The sequence below is a fragment of the Streptomyces avermitilis MA-4680 = NBRC 14893 genome, assembly GCF_000009765.2.
In the GTDB taxonomy this organism is placed as follows: domain Bacteria; phylum Actinomycetota; class Actinomycetes; order Streptomycetales; family Streptomycetaceae; genus Streptomyces; species Streptomyces avermitilis.
In genome coordinates this window covers 1,577,342-1,599,208 of record NC_003155.5, presented here as the reverse complement: position 1 = coordinate 1,599,208, position 21,867 = coordinate 1,577,342, and the positions used below count along the sequence as shown (strand labels likewise).

19 protein-coding genes and 1 pseudogene are annotated in these 21,867 nt (G+C 71.5%); 10 read left to right on the top strand and 10 right to left on the bottom strand.

Annotated elements, in window-relative coordinates; translation table 11 throughout:
• Nucleotides 1-8: 8 nt before the first annotated feature.
• Nucleotides 9-545: a hypothetical protein gene (locus SAVERM_RS06920; protein ID WP_010982728.1), complete on the bottom strand. Its 537-nt coding sequence runs from the start codon at nt 543-545 to the stop codon at nt 9-11.
• Between the two features lie 212 nt (nt 546-757).
• A complete protein-coding gene (locus SAVERM_RS06915; RefSeq protein ID WP_010982727.1) occupies nt 758-1,789 on the bottom strand; it encodes a fibronectin type III domain-containing protein in 1,032 nt (343 codons plus the stop codon).
• 318 nt (nt 1,790-2,107) lie between these two features.
• Here SAVERM_RS06915 and SAVERM_RS06910 point away from each other — a divergent pair, with 318 nt between their 5' ends.
• Nucleotides 2,108-2,854 carry a glycoside hydrolase family 75 protein gene (locus SAVERM_RS06910; protein WP_037646066.1) on the top strand — a complete coding sequence of 249 codons (747 nt, stop codon included), beginning with the start codon at nt 2,108-2,110 and terminating at the stop codon, nt 2,852-2,854.
• Between the two features lie 174 nt (nt 2,855-3,028).
• On the opposite strand, the gene SAVERM_RS06905 is transcribed toward SAVERM_RS06910, so the two are convergent.
• From SAVERM_RS06905 to SAVERM_RS06885, 5 genes are all read right to left on the bottom strand, one after another.
• Nucleotides 3,029-3,445 carry a PTS-dependent dihydroxyacetone kinase phosphotransferase subunit DhaM gene (locus SAVERM_RS06905; protein ID WP_010982725.1) on the bottom strand — a complete coding sequence of 139 codons (417 nt, stop codon included), beginning with the start codon at nt 3,443-3,445 and terminating at the stop codon, nt 3,029-3,031.
• Complete coding sequence (gene dhaL, locus SAVERM_RS06900; RefSeq protein WP_010982724.1) at nt 3,438-4,037, bottom strand: dihydroxyacetone kinase subunit DhaL; 600 nt, start codon at nt 4,035-4,037, stop codon at nt 3,438-3,440. The genes SAVERM_RS06905 and dhaL overlap by 8 nt, the downstream gene beginning before the upstream one ends.
• Nucleotides 4,038-4,082: 45 nt before the next feature.
• Nucleotides 4,083-5,075: a dihydroxyacetone kinase subunit DhaK gene (gene dhaK / locus SAVERM_RS06895; RefSeq protein WP_010982723.1), complete on the bottom strand. Its 993-nt coding sequence runs from the start codon at nt 5,073-5,075 to the stop codon at nt 4,083-4,085.
• A gap of 416 nt (nt 5,076-5,491) precedes the next feature.
• A complete protein-coding gene (locus tag SAVERM_RS06890; protein ID WP_010982722.1) occupies nt 5,492-6,145 on the bottom strand; it encodes a histidine phosphatase family protein in 654 nt (217 codons plus the stop codon).
• A 122-nt stretch (nt 6,146-6,267) separates the two neighbouring features.
• Nucleotides 6,268-7,497 (bottom strand): DUF418 domain-containing protein, encoded by a 1,230-nt coding sequence (locus tag SAVERM_RS06885; RefSeq protein ID WP_010982721.1) that lies wholly within the window; start codon nt 7,495-7,497, stop codon nt 6,268-6,270.
• Nucleotides 7,498-7,672: 175 nt separating this feature from the next.
• Here SAVERM_RS06885 and SAVERM_RS06880 point away from each other — a divergent pair, with 175 nt between their 5' ends.
• From SAVERM_RS06880 to SAVERM_RS06870, 3 genes are all read left to right on the top strand, one after another.
• Nucleotides 7,673-8,338, top strand: a complete 666-nt coding sequence (locus SAVERM_RS06880) for a response regulator (protein WP_037646069.1) — start codon at nt 7,673-7,675, stop codon at nt 8,336-8,338.
• Entirely contained in the window at nt 8,335-9,438 is a 1,104-nt protein-coding gene (locus tag SAVERM_RS06875; protein WP_010982719.1) for a sensor histidine kinase, read from the top strand. Before SAVERM_RS06880 ends, SAVERM_RS06875 begins: the two co-directional genes overlap by 4 nt.
• A 203-nt stretch (nt 9,439-9,641) precedes the next feature.
• Nucleotides 9,642-10,352 (top strand): SDR family oxidoreductase, encoded by a 711-nt coding sequence (locus tag SAVERM_RS06870; protein ID WP_010982718.1) that lies wholly within the window; start codon nt 9,642-9,644, stop codon nt 10,350-10,352.
• A 229-nt stretch (nt 10,353-10,581) separates the two neighbouring features.
• On the opposite strand, the gene SAVERM_RS06865 is transcribed toward SAVERM_RS06870, so the two are convergent.
• Together SAVERM_RS06865 and SAVERM_RS06860 are read right to left on the bottom strand one after the other, a co-directional pair.
• Entirely contained in the window at nt 10,582-11,409 is an 828-nt protein-coding gene (locus SAVERM_RS06865; RefSeq protein ID WP_010982717.1) for an SAM-dependent methyltransferase, read from the bottom strand.
• Between the two features lie 120 nt (nt 11,410-11,529).
• The gene (locus SAVERM_RS06860) at nt 11,530-11,994 is read right to left on the bottom strand and encodes a cyclic nucleotide-binding domain-containing protein (RefSeq protein ID WP_037646070.1); all 465 of its coding nucleotides are present in this window, start codon (nt 11,992-11,994) and stop codon (nt 11,530-11,532) included.
• Nucleotides 11,995-12,396: 402 nt separating this feature from the next.
• On the opposite strand from SAVERM_RS06860, the gene SAVERM_RS06855 reads away from it, so the two are divergent.
• From SAVERM_RS06855 to SAVERM_RS06850, 3 genes and pseudogenes are all read left to right on the top strand, one after another.
• Nucleotides 12,397-15,369 (top strand): NACHT domain-containing protein, encoded by a 2,973-nt coding sequence (locus SAVERM_RS06855; RefSeq protein WP_048894367.1) that lies wholly within the window; start codon nt 12,397-12,399, stop codon nt 15,367-15,369.
• Between the two features lie 25 nt (nt 15,370-15,394).
• Nucleotides 15,395-15,720: pseudogene (locus tag SAVERM_RS45855) on the top strand (zinc-dependent alcohol dehydrogenase); the annotation flags it as partial.
• Between the two features lie 45 nt (nt 15,721-15,765).
• The gene (locus SAVERM_RS06850; RefSeq protein WP_010982713.1) at nt 15,766-16,638 is read left to right on the top strand and encodes a universal stress protein; all 873 of its coding nucleotides are present in this window, start codon (nt 15,766-15,768) and stop codon (nt 16,636-16,638) included.
• A gap of 14 nt (nt 16,639-16,652) precedes the next feature.
• Here SAVERM_RS06850 and ppk2 read toward each other — a convergent pair whose 3' ends face one another.
• Nucleotides 16,653-17,456, bottom strand: coding sequence for a polyphosphate kinase 2 (gene ppk2 / locus SAVERM_RS06845; protein WP_010982712.1), 804 nt, complete (start codon nt 17,454-17,456; stop codon nt 16,653-16,655).
• Between the two features lie 35 nt (nt 17,457-17,491).
• Between ppk2 and SAVERM_RS06840 the strand changes: the two genes are divergently transcribed.
• The 3 genes from SAVERM_RS06840 (at nt 17,492) to SAVERM_RS06830 (ending at nt 21,785) form a co-directional block, all read left to right on the top strand.
• On the top strand, nt 17,492-19,873 hold the full coding sequence (locus SAVERM_RS06840) for a phosphoketolase family protein (protein ID WP_010982711.1): 2,382 nt from the start codon (nt 17,492-17,494) through the stop codon (nt 19,871-19,873).
• Nucleotides 19,874-20,008: 135 nt separating this feature from the next.
• A complete protein-coding gene (locus SAVERM_RS06835) occupies nt 20,009-21,079 on the top strand; it encodes an alcohol dehydrogenase catalytic domain-containing protein (RefSeq protein ID WP_010982710.1) in 1,071 nt (356 codons plus the stop codon).
• 19 nt (nt 21,080-21,098) lie between these two features.
• Nucleotides 21,099-21,785, top strand: coding sequence for a helix-turn-helix domain-containing protein (locus tag SAVERM_RS06830; RefSeq protein ID WP_037646071.1), 687 nt, complete (start codon nt 21,099-21,101; stop codon nt 21,783-21,785).
• The last annotated feature ends 82 nt before the right edge of the window (nt 21,786-21,867 follow it).

Sequence of the window (21,867 nt, the reverse complement as noted above, 5' to 3'; positions counted from 1 at the left end):
CGGCGCGTTCAGAGCCGGTACGGCTTGGTGCGGCGGCGCAGATACCAGCCCGTCGCCACGGCGCCGACGGCCACCAGGGCCGCGCCCACCGCGAAGGTGATGGTGCCGTAGTGCTCGACGGACCCGCCGACACCGCCCATGACCCCGCGCGAGGGCGAGGCCGTCGCGGAGATGGTGGGCGTCGAGCTGCCGGAGACGATGATGGACTGGGTGCCGGCCGTCGAACCGTTCGCGCAGACCACCACGACCGTGTACGTGCCCGGACTCACGTTGGACCAGACGCCGGACTGGCTGATGTTCGACCCGGTCAGCATCGCCAGGCGCCCCTGGGTGAAGTTCGCCTGGCCGCTGGAGAGCAGCGAGGCGTTGCCCAGGCTGCCGTTGAACGGGGTGCACGTGGTGGTGGCGACCGAAACGTTGCTTCCGCTGGTGCTCACCGAGATCCCTGAATTCCAGGCGGCGGCCGCGGGGGAGGCGAGGGTGAGAGGAAGCGCGGCGGCCGCCACGGCCAGGCCGGAACGGCTGAACAGCTGAATAGTGCGCATAGGACTGCCCTCCAGCGGCACGGTTGGCGGTACATCCCTTGCGCCGCCTGGGGTCGGGAATCGCCCGTGCTGCCTCAGGAAGAGCCAACGCGCCCCTGGGACGGCCCGCATGCGGACGGCCCCCGGGCAGGTGAACGATTCCATCGTCCGGCGGACAGCTGATGCTCTGTCGTCCGATCGTCCGCTGCCCCGCCGCCCTCGGCCGCGACGGCCTAGCGTCCCCCCGTGGTCACGGTCCGCTCGTCGGAGAAGCCGCCCCACGTGCCGTCCGGCAGCTTCGCCCGGATCCGCACCCGGTGTCTGGCGCCGGCGTCCCGTCCCAGGTAGAAGCTGTACGTGGCCTTGCCGCGTGGCGGCTTGCCGCCCCACACGAGCGAGGTCGCCGGACGGCCGTCGAGGTGGATCTGGTACTCGGTGATCACTCCGTCCGTGTCCGGCGGCGACCAGGACAGGTCGATGTAGTACGCCCCGTCGGCGCGGTGGGTCCCGGCGCGGAATCGGGTGGGCGCGGTGCCCCGTCCGTCGTCCGCCCCGCCGGCGGTGGTCAGCCGTACGGAGGCGCTCGCGGCCGAGACGTTGTCGGCGGCGTCGCGGGCCCGGACGGTGAAGGAGTAGCGGGTGCCCGGCCGCAGCCCCGTCACGACGGTCGCCGTCTGCCCGCCGCCGACGCTGTGGATCTTCGAGGTGCCCTGGTAGATGTCGTACGAGGCCACCCCCCGGTCGTCCGTCGAGCGCGCCCAGTTCAGCTGGGCCGCCCGGCTCCCGACCGCCTTGCCGCTGGGCCGTCCCGGCCGGGTGGGGGCCCGGTGATCGGCGGCGACGGCCGCGGGCGTGGTGGCGCGCACCTTCGCGCTCGGCAGCCCGGCGTTCCCCGCATCGTCCCGTGCCCGGACGGTGAAGACGTACGTCGTCGAGGGCTTGAGCCTGGTGATGTCCACCATGTGCTCCGCACCCGGTACGTCCTTCACCTTCGTGGTGCCGCGATATACCTCGTACCCGGCGACCTTCGGGCCCCCGGACACCTGGTTCCACATGACGTGCACGCTGGTCGCGCTGCCGGCCGCGGCCGTGACGCCCATCGGGGCCGAGGGCAGCGGCCCGTCCCGGCCGCCGTCCTGTCCGCCCCACCCGCAGGACACCGTCAGGAACAGCGAGCCGCAGATCACCGGCACACGAAGGCGTCGCACCAGTCGGCGCACGGGTCCCCCTTCCCTCGACGGGATTGGTCTGTACCTGTATGCCATGGCGGCGCGCTCGCATCAAGAGGGCGGACGGCGTTGGCCGGGACGGCGCGCGGCTACGTATGCTGAGGGCTGACGCGGTGTGAACTCACCTGTCTTCCATGGGAGTTCGTGCCCGCGGCGCGGACCGCTGTCGTCGCTGATCCCGCGCCGGCGAAAGCGGTCGGGTGGCCGGGGTCCCTGGGGACCCGGCCCTCGGCCGCACGGCGCGTGGTAAGGGCGCCGTGCACCGTCCGGACCCCTCCCGGTGGCCGTGGCCCGGGACCCGCACCACCTTGGGGTGGGTGACCGTCAATGTCCCCCACGAGAGGGTCCCTCATCGTGCGTGTCCAGTCGCTGACGCTGGTCGCGGCCAGTGCCGCCCTGGTCGCCCCCACGACGTCGCCACCCGTCGTCCGGACCCACGAAGTGGCCCGGACCCACGAAGCCGCCCGGACACGTGAAGCCGCCGGGACCCGTGAACCGGCGGCGGCAGCGCGTGAGGGCACCGTCCTCGCCGCCGATCTGCTCGCAAAGGTACGCGACTGCGCTCCCGTCTCGAACGGGCGCTACCGCAGCGACGACGGCGCGCCGGCCGACATTCCCGTCTGCGGCCGGCGCGACGCCGTGTTCTGGAAGGCCGACATGGACATCGACTGCGACGGGCGGCCCGGCCTGCTGTGCAACGAGAGCACCGACCCGTCGTTCTCCGACGCCACCGCGTTTCAGCAGTCCGACGGCCGTCAGCTGAATGCCGAGACCCTGCCGTACATCGTCGTGCCCACCGCGGGCGATATCTGGGACCACCGCGAGCATGGCGTCCGGGGTGGTTCGGTCGCCGCCGTGATCTACCAGGACCGGGTCCAGTACACGGTCGTCGGCGACACCGGACCGCACGACATCATCGGCGAGGCCTCGTACGCCACCGCCCAGGCCCTCGGCATCCGCCCCGACCCACGTGGCGGCGGCACCGACTCCGGGGTGACGTACATCGTCTTCAAGAACTCCGCCGTGTCGCCCATCGAGAACCACGTCGAGGCCGTGGCCCAAGGAGAGGCGCTGGCCCGCGAGTTCCTCCGCCAGAACTGACCGCGGGGCGGCGGCCGCAGGGCCCGGCCCCTGCCCGCCGAGACGGGCGGACGGAGCGGACCGGGCGGACCGGCCTGCGGCTCACTTCCTGCGGCAGTCACTCCTTACGGTCACTCCTTACGGTGGCCGTTCCTCGCGGTCGTCATTCCTCGCGGTGGCCGTTCCTCGCCGTTCTCATTCCTTGCGATAGGAGTACGCCTCCGTGGCGGCCGCCTCCACCGCCGCCAGGTCACCGCCCGCCGAGGCGGTGACGACCGCGGCGACCGCGCCCTCGACGAAGGGGGCGTCGACCAGCCGGGTGTTCTCCGGCAGCTCGTCGCCTTCCGCGAGCAGGGCCTTCACGGTGAGGATCGCGCTGCCCAGGTCCATGAGCACGGCCACCCCGGCGCCCTGGTCCACGGAGGCGGCCGCGGCCGAGATCAGCTCGGCGCTGGTGCCGAGGCCGCCGCCCGGGATGCCGCCCGCGGGCCCCACCGGCGCGGTCGTGCCGCCCCCGGCCAGCCCCTTGGCCAGTTCGGCGACCGAGGTGGCGACGTCCGCGCTGTGCGAGACCAGCACGATGCCGACGAGCTTGTCCGTGGTGTCACTCAACGGAGGCCTCCTCGAGCGCGGCGATCAGGAGCGCCGAGGAGGTGGCACCGGGATCCTGGTGCCCGATGCTCCGCTCGCCCAGATAGCTCGCCCGGCCCTTGCGGGCCTGCAAGGGCGTCGTCGCGACGGCGCCCTCCTCGGCCGCGGCCCGGCCGGCGGCGAACGAGTCACTGAGCGCGTCGACCGCGGGAACCAACGCGTCGATCATGGTCTTGTCGCCGGGCGCGGCTCCGCCGAGCTGCATCACCGCGTCCACGCCCGCGCGCAGCGCGTCCGTCAGCTGTTCCTCGGTGACCTCGGCCGTGTCCCCGAGCTCCTTGCCGGTGCGGCGCAGCAGCGTGCCGTACAGCGGCCCGGAGGCGCCGCCCACCGTCGAGATGAGCTGCCGCCCGGCGAGCACGAGGACGGCGCCGGGCGTGTCCGGCGCCTCCTTCTCCAGCGTGACCGCCACGGCGTGGAACCCCCGCTGGAGATTGCTGCCGTGGTCGGCGTCGCCGATCGGCGAGTCGAGGGCGGTGAGCCGCTCGGCCTCGCGGTCGACGGACGCGGCGGTCGCCGTCATCCAACGGCGGAAGAAGTCGGCATCGAGCACGGAATCTCCTTGCGTGGTACGTACGTTGACCGGACGTCGAGTGGATCACATGCCCCAGCGGAGGCCGGGCGTGCTCACCGGCGCGTCCCACAGACGCAGCAGCTCCTCGTCGACCTGGCACAGGGTGACGGAGGCGCCGGCCATGTCGAGCGAGGTGACGTAGTTGCCGACGAGCGTGCGTGCCACCGGGACACCGCGCTCCACCAGCACCCGCTGCACCTCCGCGTTGAAGCCGTACAGCTCCAGGAGTGGGGTCGCTCCCATACCGTTGACCAGGACCAGCACGGGGTTGCTCGGATTAAGGTCCTCCAGGATCGCGTGCACCGAGAAGTCGGCGATCTCCCGCGAGGTCATCATCGCGCGCCGCTCCCGGCCCGGCTCGCCGTGGATGCCGACACCCAGCTCCAGCTCGCCGTCCGGGAGGTCGAAGGTGGGGCTGCCCTTGGCCGGGGTGGTGCAGGCGCTCAGGGCGACACCGAAGCTGCGCGCGTTCTCGTTGACCTGCCGGGCCAGTGCCTCGACCCGCTGAAGGGGCGCGCCCTCCTCGGCGGCGGCGCCCGCGATCTTCTCGACGAACAAGGTCGCGCCCGTGCCGCGCCGGCCGGCCGTGTACAGGCTGTCGGTGACGGCGACATCGTCATTGACCAGGACTTTCGCGACCTGAACGCCCTCGTCCTCGGCGAGTTCCGCCGCCATGTCGAAGTTCAGGACGTCACCCGTGTAGTTCTTCACGATGAACAGCACACCCGCGCCGCTGTCCACGGCGGCCGCGGCCCGCACCATCTGGTCCGGCACGGGAGACGTGAAGACCTCGCCGGGACAGGCCGCCGAGAGCATGCCCGGGCCCACGAAGCCGCCGTGGAGCGGCTCGTGTCCCGAGCCGCCGCCGGAGACGAGCCCGACCTTTCCGGCCACCGGTGCGTCGCGCCGGACGATCACCCGCTTCTCCACGTCCACCGTCAGCTCCGGATGCGCGGCCGCCATCCCCCGCAGCGCGTCCGCGACCACCGTCTCCGCGACGTTGATGAGCATCTTCATGGGTGCCTCCCGGTGAGATCTCCAGCTTAGCCCCTGACCAGTATCTTTCCTGGTCAGAACGTGTACGACCGGTTGTTGATCTTGTTCGGTTGTTGCGCACATGGGCGGGTCGAACAGCCCACACCCGGCAGTATCGGCGCTTCGGGCATGATGGTCACGTGTAACGACACTCTCGGATTCGTGACCGGTGTTGTCCCGCGCCCGTTCTGTACATGGTCACCCCGCGCGACGGTGGTCGCCGGTGGGCGGGAGGCATCCCGTGGTGAACATGTCGACGACCTTCATGTCGAAGTCGTCGTTCGGCTGGAGTCGTCGTTCGGCCGAACTCGTTGTTCGGCCGAACTCGTCGATCTGTCGACGAACTTGCGATCCGGGCGCCGACGACTCCGCACAACCGCTGTACCTGTACCCCGCCGCTACGCCGGGGTCGCCTCGCCCCACAGGAGCGCCGTCCGGCCCTCGGCGGCGTCATAGGGCGTGGGAACAGCGCGACTGGTGCCGACTCTGTCCGGGGTGACACGGCCGGGCCGGACGATCCAGTGGCCGTCGCTCAAGGTAAGGGAGACCGTGGACAGGGGCGGCACATCGAAATGCCGGAAGGCTGTCACTGGTGCGGACAGAGCATGGACGAGCGAGGCCCGGACCACCGACGGTTCCGTGATGACCAACGCGCGGCCCGGGTAAGGCGGCACGCTGCTCAGCCAGTTGGCGATTCGGCGGCAGAGCCGGCGTACGGACTCGCCTCCGTGTGGCGCGGCATCCGGGTCCGTAAGCCAGGCGGAGTAACCGTACGGTTCGTCCGCGACGACCTCGCCGACTGTGCGGCCCCGCCACGTGCCGTAGTCGAGGTCGCGCAGTGCGGGCTCGAGTGTGGTCGGCAGGCCGAGGGCGTAAGCGGTCTGCGCGCAGCGGACCGACGGCGCACGGATGGCCAGCGAGTACGGGGGGAGTGTTGCGCCGGCGGCGCGTGCCCGGCGCAGGCCGCGCTCACTGAGGAGACCGTCACCGAAGACCGCATCCCTGGTGGTGCCCCCGGCTGTCGCGCACATGAATGTCAGGCGGACTGTCATCGGCTTACCTCCTTGCTGGCCCGGCGTGACGCCGGATGGTGCGAGACCGTCGAAATCCGTGGGTGTTGCGGAATCGTCGGTGGAGGGAGTGTCTCCTACGGGCATTGGTCGTCCACCGCCAGTCAGTTGATCAGACGGGCGGGTGTGGTGGCGGCGTGCACCAGGTATTCCAGTGGTCCGCGCCGGAAGACCCGGGTCCAGGCGAGGGCCAGCAGCATGGCGACCGAGGCGAAACCGATCAGGACCGCCAGGGCGTCGGAGGTCGGCACGTCGTCCATGCCCAGGGCCTTGATGGCCACGATGTGACCGACATAGGCGGTGAGGGCGACGGAGCCGACCGCGGTGACGGGTGTGGCGAACCACCGCAGGCGCGCCGACCGGTCCGTGGCGATGAGGCAGACAGCGAGGATCACGAGGGCGAAGCCGGTGTTGCCCAGGATCGACCAGGTCGTCTGGCTGTGCGGCGCGGCCACCAGCATCCAGTCCGGGGTACTGGTGGTGGGGTCGCCGACGGCATCGGACCACCAGGCCGATGACGCCGACCCGCCGTCCGTCGCCGCGCTCACGGTGGCCTGCGCGCCCGGAACCAGGTGCAGGGCCAGCCAGGAGCCGCCGTAACCGAGTACGGCAAGTGCGCCGCCGAGGAGGGCGATCCTGGCGCGGATACCGGGCCGGCTGAGGTCGAGCCGCGCCACCGCCATCCCGGCGATGACGAAGGGCAGCCAGGTCAGTACCGGGTACTCGCCGGTGATGAACAATTCGAGGATCCCGTCCGAACCGGTGACCCGGGCCAGAGGATCGTTGGCGATCACGGCATCGGCCCAGCTGCCGCCCTCGACCGCGGCCCGCAGCAGATACACGACGGGGGGCATTACGAGCGTCATCGCCGCGGCGATGACGGCCAGGGTGGAGGCGCGCAGCCGGTACAGCGGAAGGGCGAGGGCGAAGATCACTCCGTAGGCGGCGAGGATCACGTCGATCGGGGTGTCCAGGTACGCCAGGGCATATCCCAGGGCGATCAGCACGGCGGAGCGGATCAGTACCCTGCCCATGGCCTGGCGCCCCGCGCGCCCGGTCCGCGGCTGTGGCCGACCGGTGAGAATGATCAGGGTGAACCCGGCCAGCAGAGCGAACAGTGCGGGGAACCGCCCACGGGTCACCTCCGTCACCCAGCCCAGTGGGCCGCCCTCCGAGGGGTCGGTACCGAGGTGGGCCGTGTACATGCCGATAACCGCCAGGCCACGGGCCAGGTCGAGGCCGATCAGCCGTCCTGTGGACGACGTACGGGAAGGGCCTGCCCGCGCAGCCGACATCGCCTCGGCCGGCGCGGCCTCTGCTACGACGTGCGTCATGTGATCCAGGGTCGGAGACGCCGCCGGTCAGGACCATCCGGCAGGTGTCCGGAACCGCCCCGCCGACTGGCTGGCGCAGCCCCCGCCGCCTGACCGGATTCGGTGTCGGGAACCCGCGGGGCGTCTCTCGACGTGGTACGAATCGGACAGTGGTCCGATAGTGAGTGGAGCATGCGTGATCCGGGTATTGGTCGTCGACGACGAGGCCCTGATTCGTACGGGTTTCCAGCACATCCTCGACACGGCGGACGACATCGAGGTCGTGGCGGCGGTTCCTGGCGGCCAGGCGCTTCAGACGGCACAGGAGATACGACCTGATGTCGTGCTGCTCGACATCCGGATGCCGGACGTCGACGGCCTCACCCTCCTGGCCTGCCTCCGTCGGCTGCCGCACCCTCCGGTGGTGGCCATGCTCACGACCTTCGACATGGACGAATACGTGGCCACGGCACTTCGCTCGGGCGCCGCCGGCTTCCTGCTCAAGGACACCGACCCCGAGGGGCTTCCGTTCCTCGTGCGGACCCTGGCCGACGGTGGCACCGTGCTGGCGTCCAAGGTCACCCGGACGGTCGTGGACGGCTATCTGAACGCCGGACCCCAGGAGCCCGCTGCCCGCAGCCTCGCCGCACTGACCGACCGCGAGCGCGCCGTACTCGTCCTCATCGCCGAGGGACTGTCCAACGCCGACATCGGCACCCGGATGCACCTGAGCACCGGCACCGTCAAAGACCATGTGAGCGCCATCCTCACGAAACTGAAGGTGGACGGCCGCGTCCAGGCAGCCCTGCTCGCCGAACGGGCCGGCCTTCTCAAGCCACCACGGGACCAGGAGGGGGAATGACCCCCCGCCGCCTGCCCGCCCCGCTGCTGGACGCCATAGTCGTCGCGGTGGCGCTGCTAGACGTCTGGGTCCATTTCGACTCGGACGAGCCGGGGCGCATGGCGTGCGCCGTGGCAGCGGCCTTCGCTCTGGTGCTGCGCCGTCGCCTGCCGCTGCTGACCTTCCTGCTCACCCTGCCCGCCGTCCTGTTCTCCGACGCGATCCTCGCCGCACTGATCGCGCTGTACACACTCGCCTCACTCACCCGCCACCGTGTCCTGCTGGCCGCCTGCGCCACGGCGTTCACGTTGAGCAGCATGTCCTCGTGGCCGTCACCGACGTTCGACCTGTCGGAGACCGCGACCCTGATCACGCTGGGGTACACCGGGGCGACGGCGGTCGCTCCGGTCTTCCTCGGCCAGCTCGTCCAGGCCCGGCGTGATCTGTCGTTGCGACTCGCCGAGATCTCCGCGGCGCGTGACCACGAGCGGCTCCTGACCGACCAGACCGTGCTGGCCAAGGAGCGCGCGCAGCTCGCGCGGGAGATGCATGACGTGGTCTCCCACCAGGTCAGCCTGATCGCGGTGCGGGCCGGAGCACTCCAGGTCGGCACCCAGGACGCCGACGTCAAGGAAGCCGCGGCCACGATCCGGCGGCTGAGCGTGCAGACCCTGGACGAACTGCGGCACATGGTCAGCGTCCTGCGCGCCTCCGGAGGCCGCCCCACGGAGCTGACACCGCAGCCGTCCCTGGCCGACCTCCAGCGGCTGGTCGACAACAGCGGCATCGAGGCCGAACTTCAGGCGGACATGCCTGACGGCCTTCCGCCCACAGTCCAGCGCGCCATCTACCGCACCGTCCAGGAAGCGCTGACCAACGCACGCAAGCACGCCCCCGGCACCACCGCGACGGTTCGTATCCGCCAGGAGAACGGCGCCGTCCGTGCCACGGTCACCAATACCGCACCGACCCGGCCCGCTCTGCCCCTGCCCAGCGCGCACTACGGCCTGATCGGCCTGCGTCAGCGCGCCGCACTCCTCGGTGGCACCGTCACCTCCGGCCCCACGGCCGACGGCGGCTACGAACTGCGCCTGGAGCTTCCGGCCGACGGCACGTCGTGACGCGCGGAGGTCACCAGCCCGCTCGCGGCCGGGGCAGCGGGCGGTGACCGGCTCGGGCCCCTGGCCGCCACCGTCTGCCCGCACCTATGGCGACGCAGCGCCCTGCTGAGCATCTTCGGCGGCACCACGGTCCCCTGGTACTGATCAGTCCCAGGAGCACAGGACGTCTGGCTGACCGCGCGGCTCCGCCGCATCGTGGAGGCATGACAGCAACACTGATCACCGGAGCGAACAAGGGTCTCGGCTTCGAGACCGCCCGCCGGCTCATCGCCGCGGGCCACACCGTCTACATCGGAAGCCGGGACGCCGAACGCGGGCGTCGGGCCGCCGAGCGGCTGGGCGCGCGGGCGGTCCGGCTCGATGTCACCGACGACGCGTCCGTGGCGGCCGCGGCGAAGACCATCGAGGCCGACGGAGGGCTGGACGTACTGGTCAACAACGCCGGCATCCAAGAAGAGATGGGTGACGACAACGTCGTGATCGGCGCGGCGGACGTGACCGTCGACGTGATGCGACAGACGTTCGAGACGAACGTCTTCGGCATGGTGCGCGTCACCCACGCGTTTCTCCCGCTGCTGCGGAGTTCCGCCGCCCCGGTCGTGGTCAACGTCAGCAGCGGTCTGGCCTCGCTGACCCGGGCCACCATCCCGGGCGACCCGGCGTACACCTACCCGGGCTTGGCCTACCCGGCCTCGAAGACCGCGGTCAACATGATCACCGTGCAGTACGCGAAGGCGTTCCCGAACATGCGGATCAACGCGGTGGAGCCTGGCTACACCAAGACCGACCTGAACGGAAACAGCGGTGTCCAGACCGTCGAGCAGGGCGCCGAGATCATCGTGCGTATGGCGCAGGTGGACCCTGATGGCCCCACCGGAGGCTACTTCGATGCCGACGGCATCCTTCCCTGGTAGGTGCTGCCCGACCGAGGCCGTCGGCCGGTCGGCGGCCGACGCGGGCCGTCTCCACCTGGTCCGGCCGGCGCCGCGCTGGAGGGCGACAGCCGGCATGCCGGCGCGGATGCCGGGGGAGACGCCGATCGTGCGCCGATCGGTACGCGTACCGAGTCCGGTTCCGAGCGTGCGGGCACCGCGGGGCCGGGGCGCACGCCGGGGTGGACGACGTGGACGGGTGTCCCACGCCCTACGGCTTCTTGGCCACGCCGCAGAAGTGCGTCACGTCCACGATCTCGTCCTTCCCCGACGGGGCCGGGCGCCAGCGCGAGCACGAGACGACACCCGGCTCGAGCACATCCACGCCGTCGAAGAGCCGCAGCAGCTCCTCGCGGGTGCGCAGGGTCATCGGCGCCGAGCCCTGGCTGTTCCAGTAGCGCACCGCTTCCGTCATCGCCTCGCCGTCCACCTCGGTGGTGGGATGGGAGATCACCAGATAGCTGCCGGACGGCACACCGTCCAGAAGCCGCCGGACGATGGCCCGGGCCCGGTCGGTGTCCATGATGAAGTTGACGACGCCGAGCATCGTGAGGGCGACCGGCCGGCTGAAGTCCAGGGTGCGGGCGGCGCGTTCCAGGATGGCGTCCGGGTCGTGCACATCGGCGTCGATGTAGTCCGTGGCCCCCTCGGGGGTGCTGGTGAGCAGGGCGTGGGCGTGCCGGAGCACGATGGGGTCGTTGTCCACATAAACGATTCGGCAGGTCGGGTCGACCCGCTGGGCGACCTCATGGGTGTTGTCGACCGTGGGCAGTCCTGTGCCGATGTCCAGGAACTGCCGGATGCCCGCCTCGCCGGCGAGGAACCCCACGGCGCGCGCGAGGAACTGCCGGTCGGCCACGGCGGACCGGGGCAGGGCCGGTACGAAACCCAGGATCTGATCGCCGACTTCCTCGTCGACGGGGTAGTTGTCCTTGCCGCCCAGCCAGTAGTTCCAGATGCGGGCCGAGTGCGACACATCGGTGCGGAGCCGGGCCACGTGGGCGCGGCCTTCGTCGCGGGGTAACGAAACGTTCGACATGCCGAGGGTCTCCTCGCGGTCGCTGTGTGATCAGTACCGTGCCCAACCTAGACGCCTCCCTGCGCTGCCGATGTCCGCTTCACCAACTACAGCCAGGCCCTGTGGTTCGCGTCGAGGCGGTCAGTGACGGCTGCCGCTGCCGTAGGGGGCGTGCAGGTCCAGCAGCCGGGTGCGGGTCGACCGCAGGCGGTGAGCGAGGATCTCGCCCACCCAATGCGCGACCGCGAGACCCAGCGCGGAGTCCTCCTGGCACATCGCCCGGACCGCCACGGCGTCGAACTCGTACGCCCGTACCGGCGTCGTCGTCTCGGCGCCCAGGTGCCAGGTGTGCGGCGCGAACAGCCAGGACCAGCCGACGAGTTCGTTGTGCCGGAGAGTCTCGATGACAACCGCCTTGCGGCCCGGAACGTGCATGTCGAGATCGATCGCGCCGGTGCGGATCACCCAGAAGCGGTCCGCGCGTGCGCCCTCCTCGAACAGGCGCGTCCCCTCGGGGAAGGACACCTCCAGAGCGACCCGCATCAGCTGCTGCCGGTGCTCCGACGGCAGCGCCCGGAGCATGCTGGACGTGGGGGGAGCGTTCATGACGGGCCTCCAGGACGTGGGTACGGACCTGCCGCTTCCAGCATGTTCCTGTGTTCCGGCCCGCGCCACGGGCCGCCCGGCCCCAGTACCAGGACACCCGGCACCGCGTCCGTGCCCTTCGGTACTCGGTGCGGTCCCGGTCGCCCTCGTGGACGGTGATCCACTCGCCGTACCGGTCCTGCGGACACCGCCTCGGCACGGCCCGTCGGGGGCCCGTCAGCGGTGCTGCGGCCCGGGCGTGCCCGCGGCAGGCGGGCCCGACCGCCTGCCGAGTGGCCGGCGGTCACCTGGGCGGGTGGTGGTGCGGCTCGCGTTCCCCCGCCGGTCACGCTTCCGCGCGCCGGTTGCGGAACGCCCCGGGCTCCGCTTGGCATGGCCGCCGGGCGGAGAAACGGGAGTGGGATGAGGGCACTGCGGTGGGCCGGGGACGCGCAGCGCGTGCGCAAACTGTGGTGGGCGGCCGCGTTGGTGGCCACCGGCCTGGCTCAGGTCGCCGTCACCGTGCTCGCCGACGGCAAGAGCGTGATCGAGCGGTGGACGCCCGCTCTGGGGCTCGTGGTCTCCGTGCTGGGGCTGCTGTCCACCCTGACGCAGAGCGAGTCCGGTACCGGGGAGGGCCGCGGCACGGACTGGCTGAAGGGCCGGGCCGACGCCCTGGCCGAGGTGGTGCAGGACATGTGGGCGGCCGAGGCGCGGCTGCGCAGGTTGCAGGATCCGGAACCGCTGCCCGTCCGGTGGTCTGCGGTGGACGCGCCGCTGGCCGACCACGACGAGAACGTGCGGCGGGGCGCCGAGGCACACACCGCCCTGAGATCGGGACAGTTGAGCGATGCCCGCGCCGCCTTCCTCTCCGTTCCGTCCCGTCGGGTGGTCGTGCTGGGGCAGCCCGGGTCGGGGAAGACGGTTCTGGCGCTGAGCCTGACCCTGGAGCTGCTGGCGGCCCGGCAGCCCGGAGACGCCGTCCCCGTCGTGCTGCCCGTCGGGACCTGGGACGCCGTCCGCGAACCGCTGCGCGTCTGGACGGCCGCTCGGATCGCGGCCGACTTCCCGGCCCTGGCGGCGGGAGTGCCGGGCGGCGGCACACTGGCGGACGCCCTGGTCGCCGCCCGTCTGGTGCTGCCGGTCCTCGACGGATTCGACGAACTGCCCGAGGCGCAGCGGACGCCGGCGATGCGCCGCCTCAACGCCGAACTGGACGCCGACTCGCCCCTGTACCTCACCAGCAGGACCGACGCCTACGCCGCCACCGTGGAGGCCTGCGACGTGCTCACGGCCGCGGCGGTCGTCGAACTCTCCCCACTGCGGCTGACCGATGCCGCGTCCTATCTGACCCGGACTTCGCGTCCCAGACGCATGCCGGACGGCCGGATCGGCACGGCCTGGAGCGCGACACTGGCTCGTCTGGCCGCGCCCGGCGGGCCGCCCGAGGACGCCCTGCGGCAGGTGCTGAGCCGACCCCTCATGGTCGCCATGGCCCGCGCGGTGCACGGTGACGGCGGCCGCGATCCCGGACAACTGCTGGACGGCCGGTTCCGTACGGCCGCCCAGATCGAGGAGCACCTGCTCACCGCCTTCGTACCGGCGGTGTTCGGCGACACCAGCGGATCGTGCCGCACGACCGAGGACGCCCAGCGGTGGCTCGGGTTCCTCGCCCGTCACCTGCGGAACCGGGACACCGGGCAGTTCGCCTGGTGGGAGTTGCAGAGCGCGGTGCCGCGGATCGTGCGGCTGCTGGCGCCGGGGGCGCTGGCCGCGTGCTTGTCCGCCGTGGTGGCCGGCGCCGTCATGACACTGGTGGCACCGCACACGATGATCGACCTCTGGGCCGACGGCGAACTGTACGAACTCGTCGGCAACGCCTCAGGAGTCGTCGCCGGTTGCGTGGTGGGGCTGGCCGTCCTCATCGACCGCACCGGCAGGACCTCACTGCGGGTACTGATGGCGAAGGCCGCCCTGGCGGCCGCCACCCTGGGCATCCTCATCGGTGTCACGGCCGAGCCCCTCTACGGCGCCTCCATCGCCGACCTGGGGGACGCCTGGCTCTTCCGGTTTCTGTCCGGTGTGCTCTTCGGCACGGCCGTGTCGGCGGTGTTCGCGGTGGCCGGAGTCACCGCTTGCCCCGCTCCGCTGGGGCTGCCCTGGGCCGGGCCGACGGTCGCCCGCCACGTCGGTGTGGCTGCCCTCCTGGTCCTGTCCGGCGTGGCGATCCTGGTCATGGACCCCCTCTCCCCGGCCGGCGGTCTGTGGCGGGCGAGCGCGGCGGCCGTCGTCGCGTGCGCGGCCGTGGTGGCCGTCATCCGCATCCGGCGGCGCGGACCGCGAGGGTCTCGCCACCGGGTGCCGGGCCGGGAGCAGGTCCGGCGGTTCTGCCAGGGGCTGGTCCGCGGCACGGCCGCCTGCCTCCTGGTCGGTCTGGCACTCGGTCCCGCCATCGGAGCCGTGATGGGCACCGTCATCGAATGGCGGGCCACACGCGCCGGAACCGTACACACCGATGCCGCCGCCCTGGACGCGCGCACCGGAATCCGCCGCGCGACCACCGGCGCATGGACCTTCGAGGCCTACCCCGACGGCACCAAGACGGCCCGGCCCGCCGAGCCGGTCAGGGTGGTCCTGATGGTGAACGTCCGCAACCCGGCACAGGCGTGGACGTATGCGCCACCCGGGCCCGGCGCGGCATGCCACGCGGTGGACCGGCGGTGCAGCACGGCCCTCGCCCGGGTGCGGTTCACCACGCGGGACGGGATCTGGCACGTCCGGATCGCCGGTCACGACGCGCGCGACCTCACCCTCCTGTCGTCCCTGCACCCGCCGGCCGCCTGGTGGTTCTGGCAGATCGGCCGTTGGGGCCTGGTGGAGAACTGCGTCAAGGGAGGCATCGTCTCGGGCCTCGTCCTGGGGCTCATCGGAGGCTGCGCCTGCGGCGTCTACCGCTGGCTCGACACACCCGCCGACCTGACCCGCGCCACGAGTCCGCCCGCCGGCCTGCGAGGTGACCGGCTCGCCGTGCTGACCAGGGGTGCGGCCGCCACCGTCGCCGGGTCCGCCGCCGGCGGCCTGTTGCTGCTGACCACGCCCGACCGTTACGGGATGCACGGGATGTCACTCCAAATGGCGCTTGTCATGGGCCCGTTGGCGTTGAGCCTGAGCGCGTACGGCCGCCTGACCGTCGCAAGGATGTGGCTCGGCGCCACGGGACAGCTGCCGTGGCGCCTGATGGCCTTCCTGCACGAGGCCCACCTGCGGGGCGTGCTCCGGCAGTCCGGCGCACGCTACGAGTTCCGGCATCTTCGGTTGCAGGAGTGCCTTGCGGCCCGGGCGGAAAGGGGCGAGAGTGAGGCCACGGCCGCCGGGGACACCCGGTGGATTCGGTGAGGCCGTCACCTTCGGGCGATGGTGCGGCGCACACACCGCCCTCGCGCTCACCGTGACCGAGGACGCCTTCGCCGCCGTCCGTTCGGGCCCACGGCGTCGCGGCAGGCTCAGTCCTGGTCACCCGGCCGGCGCACGGCACGACCAGGTTCCGATCTTCGACACGGTGCTCGGCGGCACCTCGGCGCTGGGCCCCGTCGCCGCTACGCGGCAGGAGCTGCGGAGGTCTTCCGGCCGCTCGCGGCGGGCCGTACCAGGGCGGTCCGTGAGTGGCGGCCGCTCGCCTCCGTCACCGAGGTGTCCGACGATGTGCTGAGCGGCCGGCTCACGGTACGGATCGTCTTCGACTTCGGCGATCGTCTTCGACTTCGGCGCAGGACGGTGAGGAAGGTGAGTGCGATGGAGCTTCCCCTGGTCGTGGGGGTCGACGGCTCCGAGTCGAGTATGCGCGCCGTGGACTGGGCGGCGGACGAGGCCGCTCTGCGCGGGGTTCCGCTGCGGCTGGTCTACGCGTCGCTGTGGGAGCGGTACGAAGGGGCCGCGCTCGCCGACGGGCTCGGCAGGCCTCCGGAGCAGGTGATCGCCGACGACATCGTCGAGGCAGCCGCGCAGCGCGCCCACCGCCGCCACGCGGACGTGAAGATCTCCACCGATGTGCTGCCCGAGGAGCCGGCCCCCGCCCTGCTGCGGGAGGGCAACGAGGCCTTCGCGCTGGTCCTGGGGTCGCGGGGCCGCAGCGGGCTCGCCGAGCTGCTCCTCGGCTCGGTGTCCCTGGCCGTGGCCGCCCGCGCCTACTGCCCGGTGATCGTGCTGCGCGGCAGCCAGGACAACCGGGCCGGGGCGGGTGGCCATCGGCGCATCGTCCTCGCCGTCGGCGAGGAACCGGACGACCCGGCCGCCGTGCGGTTCGCCGTCGCGGAGGCGCGGGCACGGGGCTGTGCGGTGGAGGCCGTACGGGCCTGGCGCCGCCCCGCTCGCGAGGCCCTGGGCCACCCGCTGTCCTCCCGAAGGGCGGCCCGGCTGCACGAAGAGCGGGCCACGGAGGTGCTGGAAGCGGTACTGAGCGGGGCCCCGCCGGATGTCGAACTGCGCCGGCGCGCGGTCGAGGGCCCGGCCCGCAAGGTGCTGCTGGACGCCTCGGCCACCGCCGACCTGCTCGTCGTCGGCGCCCGGCGCCATCCCGGACACTCCGGGCTCCAGCTCGGCCGGGTCGCCCACGCGATGCTGCATCACTCCGCCTGCCCGGTCGCCGTCGTACCGCACCGGGGGTGAGGGCCGTGGCCGGCTCAGAGGCTCGCCGCGTGGTCGGGCACGTAGGTCTGCAGATCGCGTGGCGGTCGCTCGTAGCCGGTCGACGGCGGGCGGCGCGGCAGTTCGAGGACCGGCGGCGGAACCTCGTAGTAGGGCACGGAGCCGAGCAGATGAGCCATCATGTTCAGCCGCGCCCGCCGCTTGTCGTCGCTCTCCACGACGAACCACGGAGCCTCCGAGATGTCCGTATGGACGAGCATCTCGTCCTTCGCCCGCGAGTAGGCCTCCCAGCGGGTGATCGACTCCAGGTCCATCGGCGAGAGCTTCCAGCGCCGCGTCGGATCCTTCATCCGGCGCCGGAACCGCTCCTGCTGCACGGCGTCGCTCACCGAGAACCAGTACTTGCGCAGCAGGATCCCCTCCTCGACCAGCATCCGTTCGAAGATCGGACATTGCCGCAGGAAGAGCTGGTGCTCCTCCTTGGTGCAGAAACCCATGACGTGCTCGACACCGGCGCGGTTGTACCAGCTCCGGTCGAACAACACGATCTCCCCGGCGGCCGGCAGATGCTCGACGTACCGCTGGAAATACCACTGGGTGCGCTCACGCTCGGTCGGCTTCGGCAGCGCCACGATCCGTGCCTGCCGCGGATTGAGATGTTCCGCCACCCGTTTGATCGTGCTGCCCTTGCCGGCCGCGTCCCGGCCCTCGAACACGATGACCAGACGGGCGCCCTCCGCCCGCACCCATTCCTGCAGCTTCACCAACTCGGTCTGCAGGCGCAGCAGTTCCTGCTCGTATGCGGCGCGCGGCACCCTCGCCGTCTTCTTGCCGGCCATGCCGCCTCCTCCGCTCGACGACTTACGGAGTCACCATGCCCCAGGTCGAACATCAGAACAGCACCGTACTGACCGACGACGAACTGCGCACGTTGGACGCCCACTGGCGGGCGGCCAACTATCTCGCCGCCGGCCAGATCTATCTGCTGGCCAACGCGCTGCTGACCGAACCCCTCAGCCCCGCGCACATCAAGCCGAGGCTGCTCGGCCACTGGGGGACCTCGCCCGGCCTCAACCTCGTCCACACCCATCTCAACCGCGTCATCAAGGCCCGCGATCTGGACGCGCTGTGCGTGTGGGGCCCGGGGCACGGCGGGCCGGCCGTGCTGGCCAACTCCTGGCTCGAGGGCAGCTACAGCGAGACCTACCCGGACATCTCCCGTGACGCCGCGGGCATGGGGAAGCTGTTCAGGCAGTTCTCGTTCCCCGGCGGAGTGCCGAGTCATGTCGCGCCGGAGACGCCCGGCTCGATCCACGAGGGCGGTGAGCTCGGCTACTCGCTCGCTCACGCGTACGGCGCGGCCTTCGACAATCCGGACCTGCTCGTCGCCTGTGTGATCGGCGACGGCGAGGCGGAGACCGGCCCGCTCGCCGCCTCCTGGCACTCGAACAAGTTCCTCGACCCGGTCCACGACGGTGCCGTGCTCCCCATCCTCCACCTCAACGGCTACAAGATCGCCAACCCGACGGTGCTGTCCCGCATCCCGGAGCCCGAACTCGACGAGCTGCTGCGCGGATACGGCCATGAACCACTCCACGTCACCGGCGACGACCCGCACCAGGTCCACCGTGCCCTGGCCGAGGCCTTCGACCGGGCCCTGGACCGCGTCGCCCTGATGCAGCGCACGGCCCGCGAGGAGGGCGCGACCGAGCGGATCCGCTGGCCGATGATCGTGCTGCGCACACCGAAGGGCTGGACCGGACCCGCGGAGGTCGACGGCCGGCCCGTCGAGGGCACCTGGCGCGCCCACCAGGTCCCCCTGCCCGAAGTGCGTGAGAACCCCGAGCACCTGCGCCAGCTGGAGGGCTGGCTGCGCTCGTACCGGCCCGAGGAACTCTTCGACGCCGACGGCCGCCCCACGGCCGACGTGCTGGCCTGCGTGCCGCACGGTGCCAGGCGACTGGGCGCCACCCCGCACGCCAACGGCGGCCTCCTCCTACGGCCGCTGCCGATCCCGCCCCTCGACCGGTTCGCCGTGGCCGTCGACAAGCCCGGCGCGACCCTGCACGAGCCCACGCGGGTTCTGGGCGACCTCCTCGAACAGGTCATGAAGGACACCTCCGCCCGTCGCGACTTCCGGCTCGTGGGCCCCGACGAGACCGCCTCCAACCGGCTGGACGCCGTCTTCGACGCGAGCGGCAAGGCCTGGCAGGCCCAGACCCTTCCGGTCGACGAACACCTCGACCGGCACGGCCGGGTGATGGAGATCCTCTCCGAACACACCTGCCAGGGCTGGCTGGAGGGCTATCTCCTGACCGGCCGCCACGGACTGTTCTCCTGCTACGAGGCGTTCGTGCACATCGTCGACTCGATGGTCAACCAGCACATCAAGTGGCTGAAGACGTCACGGGAGTTGGCGTGGCGCGCGCCGATCGCCTCCCTCAACTATCTGCTCACCTCACACGTCTGGCGTCAGGACCACAACGGTTTCTCGCACCAGGACCCGGGCTTCGTCGACCACGTCCTCAACAAGAGCCCCGAGGCCGTACGGGTGTATCTGCCGCCGGACGCCAACACCCTGCTGTCGGTGGCGGACCACGTCCTGCGCAGCCGTGACTACGTGAACGTGGTCGTGGCGGGCAAGCAGCCGTGCTTCGACTGGCTGTCGATGGAACAGGCCCGGGCCCACTGCGCGCGCGGGGCGGGGATCTGGGAGTGGGCGGGGACGCAGAACGACGGCGAACCGGACGTGGTGCTGGCCTGCGCGGGCGATGTGCCGACCCAGGAGGTCCTGGCCGCCTCGGCACTGCTGCGCCGGCATCTGCCCGCCCTCGCCGTCCGGGTGGTGAACGTGGTCGACATGACGCGGCTGCTGCCGCGCGAGGCACACCCGCACGGGATGAGCGACTTCGAGTACGACGGGCTTTTCACCACCGACAAGCCGGTCATCTTCGCGTACCACGGCTATCCCTGGCTGATCCACCGCCTCGCCTATTCCCGCACCGGTCACGGGAACCTCCATGTGCGGGGCTACAAGGAGATGGGCACCACCACGACCCCGTTCGACATGGTCGTCCGCAACGACCTCGACCGCTACCGGCTGGTCATGGACGTCGTCGACCGTGTCCCCGGCCTCGGCGTACGCGCCGCCGCCGTCCGCCAGACGATGGCCGACGCACGTACCCGGCACCACGCCTGGATCCGCGAGCACGGCACCGACCTGCCCGAGGTCGCGAACTGGACGTGGGAGGCGTGAGAGCCGCGCTCTGCGGGCCGTCAACCCGTGCGAGCCGGGTCCGGGACCGTCAGGCTGGAGAGGAGAGGCAGCCGTCCGGCCGCTGCCACGCCCCCGGCGCGACCGGCATGCGCAGACCCCAGGAGAGGGCTCGTCATGAAAGCACTCGTTTTCCACGGATCCGGAGAGTCAGTCTGGGAGGACGTGGCGGACCCCGGTATCCAGGACGCCGGCGACGCGATCGTCCGTGTCGACACCGTCACCATCTGCGGGACGGACCTGCACATTCTCAAGGGGGATCTCCCGGAGGTACGCCCCGGCACCGTGCTCGGTCACGAGGCCGTCGGTGAGATCGTCGAAACGGGCGGCGACGTACGCACGGTCCGCCCCGGCGACCGTGTCCTCGTCTCGTGCATCACGGCGTGCGGCCGCTGCCGCTTCTGCCGCGAGTCGGCGTACGGGCAGTGCCGCGGCGGCGGAGGCTGGATCCTCGGCCACCTGATCAACGGCACGCAGGCCGAATACGTCCGCGTGCCCCACGCCGATCTGTCCGTGCATCCGCTGCCCGGGGCGATGGACAGCAAGGACGCCGTTCTGCTGGCCGACATCCTCCCCACCGCCTACGAGGTGGGCGTGCTCAATGGGCGGGTACGGCCCGGAGACACCGTCGTCGTGGTCGGTGCGGGCCCCGTCGGTCTCGCCGCCGTCGCCACGTCCCGCCTCTACACACCCGAGAAGATCATCGCGGTGGACCTCGCCCCGGCCCGGCTGGACGCGGCCAAACGCCTCGGCGCGGACGCGGTGGCCGTCGCGGGCGAGGAAGCCGAGCCACTGGTCGCCGACCTCACCCTGGGGCTCGGGGCCGACGTCGTCATCGAAGCGGTCGGGGTGCCCGAGACCTTCGAGATGTGCACGCGCATGGTGCGGCCGGGCGGGCACGTGGCCAACGTCGGCGTGCACGGCAGGCCCGCGGTGCTGCACCTCGAAGACCTGTGGATCAAGAACGTGACGATCACCACCGGACTGGTCGACACGCGCTCCACTCCGACCCTGCTGCGCATGATGGCCGCCGGCCACCTGCCCGCGTCGTCCATGGTCACCCACACCTTCCCGCTGGACGCCATGGAGGAGGCGTACGACGTCTTCTCGAGGGCCGCCGATACCGGCGCGCTCAAGGTCGTCCTCGGTGAGCAGCAGCACGACGTCCTGATGGTCAGGGCGGCCTGAGCCAAGGAAGTGAGCGGTCATGTCCGAAGAGGCATCACCGAACACGTCGTCCGCGTCGGCGGGCACCGCGCGGGGAGACGTGGGGCGTCGTATCACCCAACGACGCGAAGAGCTCGGTCTGACCCGGGAGGAAACGGCCGGCCGGGCCGGTACGGACCCGGGCTACCTCCAGTACCTGGAAGAACAGGCCACCGCCCTGCCGAGCACCAACGTCCTCATCCGGCTCGCCGACGCCCTGGAGACCACCGTGGTGGCCCTGCGGGGCGGCGACGCGGACCTTCCACCGGGCGTGGGCCGGGCGGCCGCCCATCCCGAGCTGCTCGAGCTGAGCGACGAGGAGTGCCGGGCACGGTTGTCGACGCACGGGGTCGGCAGGCTCGCGGTGGACACTCCCACCGGCCCCGTCATCGTCCCCCTGAACTACAGCGTCGTCGACGGGGTCGTCTGCTTCAGGACAGCGGCCGACAGCGAGCCGGCGGCGTCCGCGGGCTCCCGGGTCGCCTTCGAGGTCGACCACATCGACGAGGCGCTCAGCCAGGGCTGGAGCGTGCTCGTACGCGGCCTCGCCCGGCTGGTGACGGACCCCGACACCCTGCGCCGGCTGGCGGAACTGGCGTACAGCGGCCCGTGGGCCGGCGGTGAGCGCGACACCTGGGTGTGCGTCGATCCCGTCGGCGTCACCGGCCGGCGGATCGTGGTCCGCTGACGAGCTGACGAGCTGACGAGCTGGTGAGCTGGTGAGCGGACGAGGGCGTGCCGACCGTGGACGTACGTCGGGCTCGGCGATC

Bases quoted from the DNA above. Each gene is read 5' to 3' on its own strand.
- SAVERM_RS06920 (WP_010982728.1), bottom strand. From the start codon at position 545: ATGCGCACTATTCAGCTGTTCAGCCGTTCCGGCCTGGCCGTGGCGGCC.
- SAVERM_RS06915 (WP_010982727.1), bottom strand. From the start codon at position 1,789: ATGGCATACAGGTACAGACCAATCCCGTCGAGGGAAGGGGGACCCGTG.
- dhaK (WP_010982723.1), bottom strand. From the start codon at position 5,075: ATGAAGATGCTCATCAACGTCGCGGAGACGGTGGTCGCGGACGCGCTG.
- SAVERM_RS06890 (WP_010982722.1), bottom strand. From the start codon at position 6,145: ATGACAGTCCGCCTGACATTCATGTGCGCGACAGCCGGGGGCACCACC.
- SAVERM_RS06885 (WP_010982721.1), bottom strand. From the start codon at position 7,497: ATGACGCACGTCGTAGCAGAGGCCGCGCCGGCCGAGGCGATGTCGGCT.
- SAVERM_RS06875 (WP_010982719.1), top strand. From the start codon at position 8,335: ATGACCCCCCGCCGCCTGCCCGCCCCGCTGCTGGACGCCATAGTCGTC.
- SAVERM_RS06870 (WP_010982718.1), top strand. From the start codon at position 9,642: ATGACAGCAACACTGATCACCGGAGCGAACAAGGGTCTCGGCTTCGAG.
- SAVERM_RS06865 (WP_010982717.1), bottom strand. From the start codon at position 11,409: ATGTCGAACGTTTCGTTACCCCGCGACGAAGGCCGCGCCCACGTGGCC.
- SAVERM_RS06860 (WP_037646070.1), bottom strand. From the start codon at position 11,994: ATGAACGCTCCCCCCACGTCCAGCATGCTCCGGGCGCTGCCGTCGGAG.
- SAVERM_RS06855 (WP_048894367.1), top strand. From the start codon at position 12,397: ATGAGGGCACTGCGGTGGGCCGGGGACGCGCAGCGCGTGCGCAAACTG.
- SAVERM_RS06850 (WP_010982713.1), top strand. From the start codon at position 15,766: ATGGAGCTTCCCCTGGTCGTGGGGGTCGACGGCTCCGAGTCGAGTATG.
- ppk2 (WP_010982712.1), bottom strand. From the start codon at position 17,456: ATGGCCGGCAAGAAGACGGCGAGGGTGCCGCGCGCCGCATACGAGCAG.
- SAVERM_RS06840 (WP_010982711.1), top strand. From the start codon at position 17,492: ATGCCCCAGGTCGAACATCAGAACAGCACCGTACTGACCGACGACGAA.
- SAVERM_RS06835 (WP_010982710.1), top strand. From the start codon at position 20,009: ATGAAAGCACTCGTTTTCCACGGATCCGGAGAGTCAGTCTGGGAGGAC.
- SAVERM_RS06830 (WP_037646071.1), top strand. From the start codon at position 21,099: ATGTCCGAAGAGGCATCACCGAACACGTCGTCCGCGTCGGCGGGCACC.